The 12,560-nt window shown below is 35.0% G+C and carries 13 protein-coding genes and 1 pseudogene; 10 read left to right on the top strand and 4 right to left on the bottom strand.

Annotated elements, in window-relative coordinates:
• The first annotated feature begins 123 nt into the window (after positions 1-123).
• Positions 124-657 carry a transglycosylase SLT domain-containing protein gene (locus ACLBXA_RS26855; protein ID WP_000713249.1) on the top strand — a complete coding sequence of 178 codons (534 nt, stop codon included), beginning with the start codon at positions 124-126 and terminating at the stop codon, positions 655-657.
• A 37-nt stretch (positions 658-694) separates the two neighbouring features.
• On the opposite strand, the gene ACLBXA_RS26850 is transcribed toward ACLBXA_RS26855, so the two are convergent.
• Positions 695-1,456: a DUF4931 domain-containing protein gene (locus ACLBXA_RS26850; protein WP_002162952.1), complete on the bottom strand. Its 762-nt coding sequence runs from the start codon at positions 1,454-1,456 to the stop codon at positions 695-697.
• A gap of 136 nt (positions 1,457-1,592) precedes the next feature.
• Positions 1,593-1,721 (bottom strand): hypothetical protein, encoded by a 129-nt coding sequence (locus ACLBXA_RS26845; protein ID WP_002083998.1) that lies wholly within the window; start codon positions 1,719-1,721, stop codon positions 1,593-1,595.
• Between the two features lie 420 nt (positions 1,722-2,141).
• On the opposite strand from ACLBXA_RS26845, the gene ACLBXA_RS26840 reads away from it, so the two are divergent.
• Together ACLBXA_RS26840 and abc-f are read left to right on the top strand one after the other, a co-directional pair.
• Entirely contained in the window at positions 2,142-2,276 is a 135-nt protein-coding gene (locus tag ACLBXA_RS26840; RefSeq protein ID WP_000830643.1) for an RAxF-45 family protein, read from the top strand.
• Positions 2,277-2,400: 124 nt separating this feature from the next.
• Positions 2,401-4,280, top strand: a pseudogene (gene abc-f / locus ACLBXA_RS26835) (ribosomal protection-like ABC-F family protein).
• A 413-nt stretch (positions 4,281-4,693) separates the two neighbouring features.
• On the opposite strand, the gene ACLBXA_RS26830 reads toward abc-f, so the two are convergent.
• Positions 4,694-4,891, bottom strand: a complete 198-nt coding sequence (locus ACLBXA_RS26830; RefSeq protein WP_000369259.1) for a hypothetical protein — start codon at positions 4,889-4,891, stop codon at positions 4,694-4,696.
• Between the two features lie 369 nt (positions 4,892-5,260).
• Between ACLBXA_RS26830 and ACLBXA_RS26825 the strand changes: the two genes are divergently transcribed.
• From ACLBXA_RS26825 to ACLBXA_RS26805, 5 genes are all read left to right on the top strand, one after another.
• The gene (locus ACLBXA_RS26825) at positions 5,261-6,988 is read left to right on the top strand and encodes an ABC transporter substrate-binding protein (RefSeq protein ID WP_000730687.1); all 1,728 of its coding nucleotides are present in this window, start codon (positions 5,261-5,263) and stop codon (positions 6,986-6,988) included.
• Between the two features lie 103 nt (positions 6,989-7,091).
• On the top strand, positions 7,092-8,048 hold the full coding sequence (locus ACLBXA_RS26820; RefSeq protein ID WP_000860748.1) for an ABC transporter permease: 957 nt from the start codon (positions 7,092-7,094) through the stop codon (positions 8,046-8,048).
• A 13-nt stretch (positions 8,049-8,061) separates the two neighbouring features.
• Entirely contained in the window at positions 8,062-8,982 is a 921-nt protein-coding gene (gene opp4C / locus ACLBXA_RS26815) for an oligopeptide ABC transporter permease (protein ID WP_000451075.1), read from the top strand.
• A 10-nt stretch (positions 8,983-8,992) separates the two neighbouring features.
• On the top strand, positions 8,993-9,973 hold the full coding sequence (locus tag ACLBXA_RS26810) for an ABC transporter ATP-binding protein (protein WP_000030776.1): 981 nt from the start codon (positions 8,993-8,995) through the stop codon (positions 9,971-9,973).
• Positions 9,970-10,935: an ABC transporter ATP-binding protein gene (locus ACLBXA_RS26805; protein WP_001294500.1), complete on the top strand. Its 966-nt coding sequence runs from the start codon at positions 9,970-9,972 to the stop codon at positions 10,933-10,935. Before ACLBXA_RS26810 ends, ACLBXA_RS26805 begins: the two co-directional genes overlap by 4 nt.
• A 35-nt stretch (positions 10,936-10,970) precedes the next feature.
• Here ACLBXA_RS26805 and ACLBXA_RS26800 read toward each other — a convergent pair whose 3' ends face one another.
• The gene (locus ACLBXA_RS26800; RefSeq protein ID WP_000766426.1) at positions 10,971-11,843 is read right to left on the bottom strand and encodes a Cof-type HAD-IIB family hydrolase; all 873 of its coding nucleotides are present in this window, start codon (positions 11,841-11,843) and stop codon (positions 10,971-10,973) included.
• Positions 11,844-12,284: 441 nt separating this feature from the next.
• On the opposite strand from ACLBXA_RS26800, the gene ACLBXA_RS26795 reads away from it, so the two are divergent.
• Together ACLBXA_RS26795 and ACLBXA_RS26790 are read left to right on the top strand one after the other, a co-directional pair.
• Positions 12,285-12,392 (top strand): DUF3948 family protein, encoded by a 108-nt coding sequence (locus tag ACLBXA_RS26795; RefSeq protein ID WP_000664237.1) that lies wholly within the window; start codon positions 12,285-12,287, stop codon positions 12,390-12,392.
• A gap of 34 nt (positions 12,393-12,426) precedes the next feature.
• Complete coding sequence (locus ACLBXA_RS26790) at positions 12,427-12,543, top strand: DUF3948 family protein (protein ID WP_000654250.1); 117 nt, start codon at positions 12,427-12,429, stop codon at positions 12,541-12,543.
• The last annotated feature ends 17 nt before the right edge of the window (positions 12,544-12,560 follow it).

The following is a 12,560-nucleotide window of genomic DNA, read 5'->3' as shown; positions in this document are numbered from 1 at the left end:
CGGTCTAAAGCATGATGATAATACGTATAGTTATTTGCTATGATAAAAGAGTAGTAGAATGTAGGTAATTGTAAAGGGAAGGCTGAAAGGGGACAAATTTCAGCGGAGAAAGAGGTAGAGGTAGTGAAGAAATTCTTTGTAGGATTTTTAGTTGTTCTTGGAGTATATTTATATTTCCAAGGAAAGTCTGAAGGAATGGATAAGCTAGTGAATGGAACAAGCTATGTTGATTCAGAAGAAGCAAAACAGATGAAACAAATCATTATAGAGGAAGCGAAGAAAGTAAATCTTCCGGAATGGATACCTCTTGCAATTGCTGAGCATGAAAGTCGATTAAATCCAAGAAGTGTTGGAGATAATGGAACTTCATTCGGATTGTTTCAACTACACCGCGGCGGCGGGCTTGCACCAGAACATTTAACTGATGATGAGCTGAAAGATCCACGTACAAATGCGCAAATTGCAATGCCGCATTTAATGAAAGGATATAAGCGTGGGGTGCAAAAAGGTTTGACTGATTTTGCATTACTGAAATATATAGCGAATACATCTGGATGGCCAGGGAATTTAGGGCCAGAGTGGACGGATAATAACATGAAGTATAACATCGGATTAGAAGATGTGTACTATCGAAATAAAGGTGTAATTAAAGAGTAGGTTTTGATACCTACTCTATTTTTTTTTGATAATCGTTTCATTTTGTGAAATACTCCGCTAGTTGTATTTTTACGTATTCTAGTTTTGTGGAAACTTGAGGTATTTTATATCCTACATACAGCGGTGAAACGACAAACCTAGGAACAACTTTACAAATGATTTTTCCATTTAAGTAATAGAAGAATAAGTTATAACTACTGCATCCTTTATGGAAATCTGTCAGTATGTAACGTACAGTTTGCTGAATGTAATTTGCCATGTCATCTATATATGAAATATTATCAATGATTATATTGAATTCAGTGAAGCCAATAATGGGACGCTCTGAAATATTAAGCTCAATGCGTTCATTTTTTTGAACAATTACCCCTTGGAAATTTTCTTCTTCAATATTTTCAAGATAATCTACATATTTCATTCCGATAATTTGCATGTGTGCATGATGCAAACTTCCACCTGAAAATGGACCGTGATTTTTGTATAAAATTACAGATGCGAACTCTTCTTTCTTCTGTAAGTGTAACCAATGTTGAATAGAAAATTGCATTAATTTCCGCATATGTTCTTCTGTATATGTTGCGATATGATCTTCGCAATTATCGGTTTCAATTAACACTGTTTGAAATGTATCTTGTAATGTAGGAAATTTATTTTTTAACCAAATAATAGAACCATCAGTTGCTAAAATATCCGTTAAATGTTCTGTATCGCAAAATGGACATGCAGCGCTTCTATTACGAATACTTTCTGGTTTTTGTTTACCGATATCGTTTAAAAAATATAGTTGTTGTGTATCCATTTATATATATGCCCCTTTAAAATATGTGTAAAAATCCCGCTTAATACATTCGGGAAAAGGAGAAGGAAATCCTCTAAAGGAATATGGGGAAAAATAAAAGACAAGATATCCTCATTACGATAGGGTACCTTGTCTTTTATTTTTTCTCTAATAGTGTGTATGGATAATATAGAACATTTTCAGTATTTTTCTTTTTTCTATTTTTTATTGTGTATAAGGTAATTGCTGTGCTTGCAATTATAATAATGGCTTTCTTCATATTCATATACCCCTTTTTATTGTTGGTTTAATTCTTGGCTAACTGCTTTTGCATCGACCAAAGCGTGTAAAATCATTTTTACCATGTTCATCATATTTCTTCACTCCTTTTTATAGTTCATTTAGTTCTTTTACAACTGCTTGTCCGTTCACTAATACCTCAAAGATTGCTTTTACGATTTCTTTTATCATGTTTGTTTCCTCCTTTTGTTTGTCTCTCTTGTTTACATCTTTATTGTATAGGGAGGCATCTTTTCGTACTATCGCTTTCCATTACGTGAACATAACAGTTTTGTAAGATTTGATGTCACTCATTGAAATGTTTAGTCTATCTTCATTATTTTCAGAAAAATGACTATTCAAACATGAAATAGGGAAGTATAATAAAGAAGTAAGTATTAAATTCCGTACGAAAGGGGTGAATGAGATGAAACGTTCTTTAGCTGCACGTGCCAAATTTTTAGATTTTATCTATTTTTGTCGTGCGATTTTTCATGATGTAGTTGTTAACGGGATACGTATGCCCTTTTTTAACAATTGCATAGTGACTATTGAACGATAGGAATCTCTTCACCCATTTTTAATAAACGTGTGAAAAGGGAGCTATTTGGCTTCCTTTTTCTATGCCGAAAACCATGGGGAATGTTTCTTTCTCATGGTTTTTTATATTGAAAGGAGTACGGAAAATGACTATTTGTAGTGTAAATAATGTAACGAAATCTTTTGGTGGAAACATCATATTTGAAAATATATCGCTTGAAATAAAGAATGGTGAACGTGTTGGGTTAGTTGGTCGTAACGGTAGTGGGAAGACAACAATCTTTGGGCTTCTAACGGGAATGGAGAGTTTGGATGCAGGAGCTATCCATATGAAGAAAGGTACACGTATTGGTCATGTCGCACAAATTCCGAAGTTTGATGAGGCCATGACTGTATATGATGTATTGAGTTCCGCTTTTAAAGTAGAAAAGGAATTAGAAAAAGAAATGCATGCTCTAGAAAAAAATATGGCAGAAGAGCAGGAACAATCTTCTTTGCAAAAGCTAATGGAGAGATACGGAGTAATTCAAGAAAAGTTTGCGTTCCTTGGTGGTTATGAAATAGAAGCAAATATAATGAAGGTAGCAAATGGCTTACAAGTGACAGACTTATTTTCAAGAGTATTTACGGAATTAAGTGGAGGAGAACAGACGAAAGTAAGCCTTGCATATATGCTATTGCAGAAACCAGATTTACTTCTATTAGATGAGCCAACAAATCATTTAGATTTATTTGCAGTTGAATGGTTAGAGCAATTTTTAAAAGAATACACTGGAACAGTTATGGTTATTTCACATGATCGTTATTTCCTTGATGAAGTTGTAACGAAAATTTTTGATTTGGAAGATGGAGAGATTCACGTGTACCATACGAATTATTCTCAGTTCGTTGAGGAGAAGGAAGAAAGATTACTTCAAGAGTTTCAAGCTTATCAAGAGCAGCAAAAGAAAATAAAGAAAATGAAAGAAGCAATTAAGCGTCTACGTGAATGGGCAAATCAAGCGAACCCTCCGAATGAAGGATTGCATAAAAGAGCGAGAAATATGGAACGTGCGTTAGAACGTATAGAGAAATTAAAGAGGCCAATCTTAGAACGAAAACAGATGGGTCTTCAGTTTGAAGGGCAAGAGAGAAGCGGTAAAGATGTTGTTGTAATGAAAGAAGTGAGCAAAGGTTTTGCTGGCCGACCTTTATTTGAACAAGCGAATTTACATGTTCGTTTTCAAGAGCGTGCTGCTATCGTTGGTCGCAACGGCACAGGGAAGACCACTTTACTAAAATTACTATTAAAAGAAATGGAACCAGAAGCTGGCGCAATTAGGGTTGGTAGTAGTGTGAAAATCGGTTATTTATCACAGCATACGTATGAAAATATGAAGAGTAATGTATTGGAAGCATTCAGGGAGAATGTGGCTGTAACAGAGGGAGAAGCAAGACATATATTAGCTAAGTTTTTATTTTATGGTCCAGCAGTATTTAAGAAAGTAACGCAACTTAGTGGTGGAGAAAAAATGAGGTTAAGACTTGCGCAACTTATGTATCAAGACATCAATTTTCTAATTTTAGATGAGCCGACAAACCATCTTGATATTGAATCAAGAGAAGTTTTAGAGGAAGCCCTTGAGCAATATAACGGGACGATTTTAGCTGTTTCACACGATCGATATTTTTTAAATAAGTTATTTGAAAAGACGTACTGGATTGATGAATGTAAATTATTTGAGTTTGCAGGAAACTATGCATGGGCTCGTCAAAAGTGGGAAGAAAAGCTTGAGAAGCAAGTAATAAAGCAGAAACGCCAAGGAAAAAAAGTGTTGAAACGGTTCCTGTAAAAGAGAAAGAAGCTAGGAATCTTGAAGAGATTGAAAACGAGTTAATGCATGTAGAAGAAGATGTATATGCAATAGAATGTGAAATGGAACATGTAGCTGATGTTGAAAGACTTGAAAAATTATATGAGGAAAAAACGAAGAAAGAGTTGTTACGAGCAGAGTTATATAATGAATTAGAGAATATTGTGGAGTAATGAGTAGAAAGCCACTTCCTTTCAGTTTTGCTGGAGGAAGTGGCTTTTTTCATAATGATATTTGGCTTTAAAGGTTAAATAAAGCGATGTGTTTCACGTGAAACAGTAACTTAGATAAATTCGTGTTCCTCAATTTGCATAGCTTGTGAAACATATGAAATGATAAGGTGAAAAATAAATGTCATTAGTGGTTTTTCGATAGGAGTAATTACAAAAACAAAGGCTAATTATTTCCCGAGAGATAAAGTGAGACTTTAATCAGTCCTCACGAATCGGGCTTTTACGGGCAGCACGCCCCCCACCTAACTTCTTTGCTTTCGCTGAATTTTGAGGTGAGGGTCTTACTGACCGGAAAATAGTGGGATAAATATGTGTAAAAGAGACTAGTGAATGAAAACGAAAAGAGAGCAAAGTTACAGCTTTACGCGCTGAACTCTGCTCTCTTTTTGCGTGGTATCTTCTCTCGTTGAAATTATAATAGCGATCCCGAGCATGATAAAAAAAGCTAAAAAGAGGACGAACTTTGGGAAGAACGGGAATAGTAATAGCGCCCCGACTATCATAATTGTTAATAATACGTAGTGCAGGACGTATTGGAATAGGTTGTCCATATTTTCGCCCCCTTTTTGGTAATTGGTTATTAGTATTCTATGTTTCATGCTGAAGAAATAGAAGTAGATTTTTAAGTTTTTAATACGAATTATAGCTGAGTTTTCTTAAAGTATAAGGATAGAGTGATAATTTTTGAAAAATTCTCAAAATATTTATTTAGAAAGAATTGACAAAATATACTGAACGATATAAGCTAATAACCATAAAGTCTACCGGAAAGGTCGGAATAAGATTGTTACCCCTCAAAAACATCTATTTTTTTTCTGATTAAAACCGACTTTTCCGATTGGCTATAAATGTGCTGTGGGAGGCATACATAAGCTAATAAGTTCAAAGGGTATAACTATTAAACAGTTAGGGTGGGGACAATGAAGAAAAAGACAAAAAAATGGGCTGGTGTATTTTCAGTATTACTTAGTAGTTCGCTTGTGTTATCTGCTTGTGGGGGACAGGAGGATACGGCTTCTACAGAACCGGTTAAACAGCAGGATTTAAAAAATGTGAAAATTGAAAAGATCGCTGCGACAGATAAAACGAAAGTGCCAGACAAAGCGAAGAATAGAAAAGATACGTTAGTAGTTGGTATTAGTAAGCCAGGCGGCGTATTTTTACCATACTTCCAACAAAATGGTTGGGATGGAAACGTAACTTCAGTTATTTTTGCATCTCTCGTATCAACCGATAAACAAGGGAAACCAATTCCAGAATTAGCTGAGAAGTGGGACGTTTCTTCTGATCAGTTAACATATACATTCCATTTACGTAAAGATTTGAAATTTAGTGATGGATCGCCATTAACGGCGGATGATGTAGCTTTCACATTGACGCTTTTACATGATAAGGCATATGAGGGTGAAGTAGATATCTCTCAATATGCGGTTAAAGGTGGTAAAGAATATAAAGAAGGAAAAGCAACTTCAATTGAAGGTATTCAAGTTGTTGATCCACAAACAATTAAAATTACAACTGAAAAAGTGAATTCACAAGCTATATTTGTTTTAGGAGGTACAGTACTATCAAAAGCTTATTATGGAAAAGATTATAAGCAAAATACAAGCTTAGATTACTTAAAAGATTTATATGGAAAGCCATTAGCTGCGGGTCCATATAAATTTGAAAAGTATATTCCAGGTCAAGAAGTTCGTTTTGTAGCAAACGAAAATTATTATGCGGGTAAACCAAAAATTCAAAACTTCATTTATAAAATTACTTCTGGTGATACGAAGCTTCAGTTGTTCCAAACAGGAGAAGTTGACCATACTGGCTTAGGTACTGGTGATGAGGTTCTTGAACAGGCTAAGGCTTTAGAATTCGCAAATATCCAAATCGAAACAGCACCGTCATATAGTTATATTTATATGAATAATAATAAGCCTTACTTAAAGGATAAAAAGGTTCGCCAAGCACTTATTTACGGATTAGACCGCAAAAAATATGTTGATACAGCGTTAAAAGGGTACGGTACAGTAGCCAATGTACCAATTCATCCAACTTCTTGGGCTTATACGGAAGAAGGAGTTAATAAATACGAATACGATAAAGAAAAAGCGAAAAAATTATTAGATGAAGCAGGGTGGAAAGTTGGTTCGGATGGAATTCGTGAAAAAGATGGTCAAAAATTAAAACTTTCTTATTTCGGTCCAAGTTCGGCTAAAGATAGTGATTTATTAATTCCGATTGCGAAAGAGAATTATAAAGAAATAGGTGTAGAGTTTAATCCTGAATTTATGGACTTTAATACGATGCTTTCTAAGGTAAACAAAGGGGATTATGATTTAGCTTCTGTTTCGACACCGATTACAAGTGACCCGAGTGAAACAGCTGGTGAATATTTGTCTACTGCAAATGAAACTAGTCTTGGTTATAAGAATGCAAAAGTAGATGAGCTAATTCAAAAAGGTATTGAAACTGTAGATATCGAAAAGCGTAAACCTATTTATAAAGAATTGTATAAAGAATTAAGTGATGATCCACCAGTAATTCTATTAAACTACCGTAGAACAATTACTGGTTATAACGGGAATATAAAAGGAATTGATCCTGAAAAGTACAACAGTATTAGTGCAAACTTACCAGTATTATCATTTGAAAAATAACGATAAGAATGTATAAGTAGAAGACATTTTTTCATTCGGTTAGTAATGTGCCGCTTTGAAAAAATGTTCTTCTATTTTAAGCATAAGATTGGAGAGAAAAAGGGTGAAAACATATATTGTTCGTAGGTTGTTACAAATGATTCCTACACTGCTTGGTACATCAATTATTATCTTCGTCCTGTTCGCACTTCTTCCTGGGGATTATATTGATTCAAATCCGAAAATTACACCGGAAAGAGCAGCTGAACTGAGGGAATTATATGGGTTGAACAAACCGATTGTTGAGCGTTATTTTCATTGGTTAGGTAATGCATTGCAAGGGGACTTTGGCTTCTCGCTTCAATATCAAGAGCCTGTAACGTCATTATTAAATAAATTTATTTGGAATTCTTTTAGTGTAGCAATTATTGCATTGTTTTTTATTTGGCTAATTGCACTTATTATCGGTGTATTCTCGGCGACGAAGCAACATTCTTTGTTCGATAAACTTGTAACAATCGGTGTTTTTGCAGCAATGTCATTCCCTTCATTCTTTATCGGTTTGTTTTTAATTAAGGTGTTTGCGGTCGACTTTAAGTTATTACCGATAGGTGGAATGATTGATGTTGGCAGTAATTCAACAGGATTTGCTTACGTGATAGAAGTTGCAAAACATATGATTTTACCAGTATTTATTTTGACACTTCTTGGGGTCGGCTCGCTAACTCGTTATTTTAGAACAAGTATGTTAGAGGTTGTAAGACAAGATTACATACGAACAGCAAGAGCGAAAGGTTTGAAGGAGAAGACGGTTATTTATAAGCATGCATTAAAAAATGCAATTTTACCGGCAATTACGTTATTAGCATTTGAATTACCTGGCTTGTTTTCTGGGGCAATTATTATTGAACAAATTTTTAACTGGCCAGGGATTGGTAATATTCAATTAGAAGCATTAAATTTCCGTGACTATACAGTATTGATGGCATTTACGATGTTTCTTTCTTGTTTAACAATCGTTTCAAACTTTTTAGCAGATATCGTATATGCAGTTGTTGATCCACGAATTCGGTTGAAGTAAGGTGGGGAAAGAAATGGAGACTGTTACAGTAATTACAGAAAAAAAAGAAAAAAAGAGAAGAAACGCATCATCACCATGGCGACAAGCTTTTAAAAAGATAAAGAAAAATAAGATGGCACTTGTAGGGTTTTATGCATTAATTTTTATGTTTTTATTTTGTTTTATCGGTCCGTTCTTTTCTCCATATGCATCAGGAAAAATACAAGTTGCGCTCATTAACAAACCACCTAGTTTTTCTCATTGGCTTGGTACAGATCAATTAGGAAGAGACATTTTAACAAGGCTTATGCAAGCGGGACGTATTTCATTAACCATTGGTTTAGCTTCAATGGTTTTATCAGTTATACTTGGAGCTTTATTAGGAGCGATTGCAGGTTTTTATCGTGGTATTGTGGACAATATTATTATGCGGCTTGCAGATATTTTAATGTCGATGCCAGGATTACCGTTACTTATTATAATGGGTGCGATTTTATCAGAGTGGAAAGTACCGTCTGATTATCGGTTGTATGTCATTATGATTATTTTAAGTTTAGTAGGTTGGCCAGGGCTTGCACGCCTTGTAAGAGGGCAAATTTTATCACTTAGGGAGCAAGCATTTATGCAAGCTGCTGATGTGTTAGGAATAAAAGATTACCGGAAAATTATATATCACTTAATACCTAATGTTTTACCCATTTTAATTGTCGTATCTACATTAGGTGTTGCAGGTTCTATTTTGGGAGAATCCGCGCTAAGCTACTTAGGTCTCGGCGTCGTCCCACCTACACCATCATGGGGGAATATGATTAGCGCAGCTAACTCATTAATTGATTTTCAAAAGCGTCCGTGGTTATGGATTCCTCCTGGTTTCGCAATCTTTATAACAGTTGTATCCATTAATTTACTTGGTGATGCACTTCGTGATGCGTTAGATCCAAAGATGAGACGGTAGGTGAGAAGGTATGAGTAAAGCGGTAGTAGAGCTGAAAGACTTACAAACACACTTTCAAACGGAGGAAGGAACAGTAAAGGCTGTAAATCATGTTAGTTTTGCTGTTCGAGAAGGTGAAACTGTTTGTGTTGTAGGTGAATCAGGTTGCGGGAAAAGTGTAACAGCTTTATCTATTATGGGGCTTATTGCTGAATCAGGTAGTGTAGTAGGCGGAGATATTCTATATGAGGGAAAAAGTCTTTTAGGAATGAAAGAGAAAGAGCTTCGTAGTTTACGAGGTAATGATATTGCGATGATTTTCCAAGAACCGATGACATCGCTGAATCCGGTCTTCACTGTAGGGGAACAAATTGTAGAGACGTTAAGGGAGCATGAACTGCTTAGTAAAAATGAAGCATATAAGAAGGCTATTGAATTAATTCGTAAAGTTGGCATAGCTCGTGCGGATGAAATCGTCCATTCTTATCCACATGAACTGAGTGGTGGTATGTTACAACGTATTATGATTGCTGTTGCGCTTAGTTGTAATCCTAAGTTATTAATTGCTGATGAACCGACAACGGCTCTTGATGTTACGATCCAAGCTCAAATATTAGACTTATTAAGACAAGTAAAAGAAGAGTTTAAAACATCCATTTTACTAATTACACATGATTTAGGCGTCGTAGCAGAAATGGCTGATTACGTTGTTGTTATGTATGGCGGGAAAGTTATTGAAGAAGCCCCAGTACTAGAGATATTCCAAAATCCGAAACACCCGTATACGAAAGGCTTGTTGAAATCAAAACCAGTGATGGGAAAACGAATAGATAAACTATATTCTATTCCAGGGCAAGTTCCTAATTTAGTTGGTTTGGATGAGTTTTGCTACTTTAGCGGGCGTTGTGAGCATTGTATGGAAATATGTGAAAAAGAAGTCCCAAATCTAAATGTAAATGATGAAAATCATAAAGTAGCTTGCTGGTTATATGAGGAGCGTGCGGAGCAATGAGTGAACCATTATTAGAGGTAAAAAACCTAAAGACATATTTTCCAATTAAAGGTGGCATATTTAGTAGAACGATCGGACATGTAAAAGCAGTTGATGGAGTAAGTTTTACTATTAATAAAGGCGAAGTGTTTGGTCTCGTTGGCGAATCAGGGAGCGGAAAAACAACGATAGGAAAAACAATTTTACGTCTCGTTCAAAAAACAGAGGGGGAAGTGAAGTTTAAAGGGAAAGATGTTCATTCTTTATCCAAGGATGAATTGAGAAAACATCGCCCTAATATGCAGCTCGTTTTCCAAGATCCATTTAGCTCATTAAATCCGAGAATGAGAATTGGAGAAGCACTTGGAGAGCCGATGTTGGCCCACGGATTAGCGACGAAAGAAAATGTTCGTGAAAAGGTAATTGAAGTATTGGAGTTATGTGGCTTAGCTCCTTATCATATTGACAGGTATCCCCATGAGTTTTCTGGTGGACAACGTCAACGTATCGTAATAGCAAGAGCTATGGTATTAAATCCAGAATTCATTGTAGCTGATGAACCTGTGGCGGCACTAGATGTATCTATCCAAGCACAAATTATTAATTTATTTAGTGAGTTACAGGAGAAAAAGGGATTATCTTATTTATTCATTTCACATGATTTGAGTGTAGTAGAACATTTATGTACGAAAATCGGAATTATGTATTTAGGTACGATTGTGGAGACGGCGCCGCGTGATGAGTTATTTACCAATCCGCTACATCCGTATACAAAAGCATTGTTATCAGCCGTTCCAATACCAGATCCAACAGTGAAGCGAGAGCGAATTATACTAGAAGGGGATATTCCAAGTCCAGCAAATCCACCTTCAGGTTGTCGTTTTCATACACGTTGCCCGTTTGCAACAGATGTTTGTAAAAAAACAATACCAGAATTTCGTAATGTTGGTGATGATCATTTTGTTTCTTGTCATCATGTATAAAAAAAGGACTCTTTCAAATGGAAAGAGTCCTTTTTTTATTTACTAGATGAAGTTTGTTTCAATACAAATTGCTCGATTGCGTGAGCAACACCATGTTCATTGTTTGTTAATGTTACAACATCACATAGTTTTTTTACATCTTCTTCAGCGTTGCCCATTGCAACAGATAAGCCTGCTACTTCTAACATTGGTACATCATTAAAATTATCACCAATAGCAACTGTATCTTCAATAGGAATATTAAAATGAGCTGCCATCTGCTGTAGCCCGTTTCCTTTATGTCCATTCTTATCCATAATTTCTAAGTTAGTAGGAGCTGATGCTGTAACCATAATATCAGCGTCTTCTTGTAACACGCTTAATAGCTGTGCGCGATGCGCTGCATTAAATGTTGAAATGAAGAATTTAGATATTTCTAGTTCTTGGTTATTTACAACATCTTCTATTTTTTTGAAATCAGTAATTAAGTTCGATTTCTTTTGCTTTTCTGTAATTCGTTCAAGTTCCTCTAATGTAACATCGAGCGCCTGCTTATTTTCTTCGAACGCTTGCATCACTTGATCTTGCCATGTATATGGAGAATAAACTCCTTTATTTGTATATAACTTATATGGGAAACTTTCAGATTCTAGTAATTTTGCAAGTTTGTACACTTTGTCGTTTTGTATACAACGCGAGTTAATTACTTTTCCATCCACATAAACAATGGCCCCATTGCTTGCTCCGACTGGAAGAGATAATTTATATTCTTCCAATAGCTTTAAAGCATCCTCTTTCGCACGACCAGAACAAATCATTACAATATGACCAGCTTCTTGTGCAGTTTGGATTGCTTGTAGGTTTTCTTTGGAGATTTCAAGATTAGATGATAGTAGTGTACCATCCATATCTAATGCGATTAATTTCAAAATGACCACCTCTTTGTTTTTATTATACATAGTTATATAGAGGAAACATATAAACTTATCTTGGAAAGACGGTATTTTATCTCATATTAAAAGTAAGTAAAGATTAGATAGGTTTAGTGTCACTAAATAAACTGTTTGTAACAAAAATAGAGAGGAGTATGACTATATTTCACTTTATGACTGTAATATTACATGAATGTTACAAACGTGAGCTTAGTGAAAAGTGCATTAAATAAAGGTTTTTGGGGATTATTATAAAAAAACGTAAAAAAAGTGTAATAAATTTCACGTTATTATATTGCAACGTAACAATAGTTATGTTACATTAATGTTACAAACGTTACGTTATCAAATTTAATGTAACGTTAACATAAAAACTATGAAATAAACATTTCTTAGAAATTACATATAGATAACTTATGAAAAGGGAGGATAAATGATATGAAAGAGCAAGTATTACAAGTAACAAAAGGTGACTTCGTAGGATCAGCAAGTGGAGCGGTAGTATTAACAGCATTAATCGTATTTCTATCAAGCGTATTAGTATAATAGAAACTTTGTAACAAAAGAAAGAGAAGGGGGAATGAAAGATATGAAAGAGCAAGTATTACAAGTAACAAAAGGTGACTTTGTAGGATCGGCAAGTGGAGCAGTAGTATTAACAGCATTAATCGTATTTCTATCAAGCGTATTAGTATAATAGAAACTTTGTAACAA

The sequence above is a fragment of the Bacillus sp. D48C genome (genome assembly GCF_053345735.1).
The sequence above is the reverse complement of the archived record's forward strand: the minus strand, read 5'-3'. Positions and strand labels throughout refer to the sequence as shown.

Coding starts and splice junctions, on each gene's coding strand:
- ACLBXA_RS26795 (WP_000664237.1), top strand. CDS start 12,285: ATGAAAGAGCAAGTATTACAAGTAACAAAAGGTGACTTCGTAGGATCA.
- ACLBXA_RS26840 (WP_000830643.1), top strand. CDS start 2,142: ATGAAACGTTCTTTAGCTGCACGTGCCAAATTTTTAGATTTTATCTAT.
- ACLBXA_RS26825 (WP_000730687.1), top strand. CDS start 5,261: ATGAAGAAAAAGACAAAAAAATGGGCTGGTGTATTTTCAGTATTACTT.
- ACLBXA_RS26790 (WP_000654250.1), top strand. CDS start 12,427: ATGAAAGATATGAAAGAGCAAGTATTACAAGTAACAAAAGGTGACTTT.
- ACLBXA_RS26845 (WP_002083998.1), bottom strand. CDS start 1,721: ATGAATATGAAGAAAGCCATTATTATAATTGCAAGCACAGCAATTACC.
- ACLBXA_RS26850 (WP_002162952.1), bottom strand. CDS start 1,456: ATGGATACACAACAACTATATTTTTTAAACGATATCGGTAAACAAAAA.
- ACLBXA_RS26830 (WP_000369259.1), bottom strand. CDS start 4,891: ATGGACAACCTATTCCAATACGTCCTGCACTACGTATTATTAACAATT.
- ACLBXA_RS26810 (WP_000030776.1), top strand. CDS start 8,993: ATGAGTAAAGCGGTAGTAGAGCTGAAAGACTTACAAACACACTTTCAA.
- ACLBXA_RS26805 (WP_001294500.1), top strand. CDS start 9,970: ATGAGTGAACCATTATTAGAGGTAAAAAACCTAAAGACATATTTTCCA.
- opp4C (WP_000451075.1), top strand. CDS start 8,062: ATGGAGACTGTTACAGTAATTACAGAAAAAAAAGAAAAAAAGAGAAGA.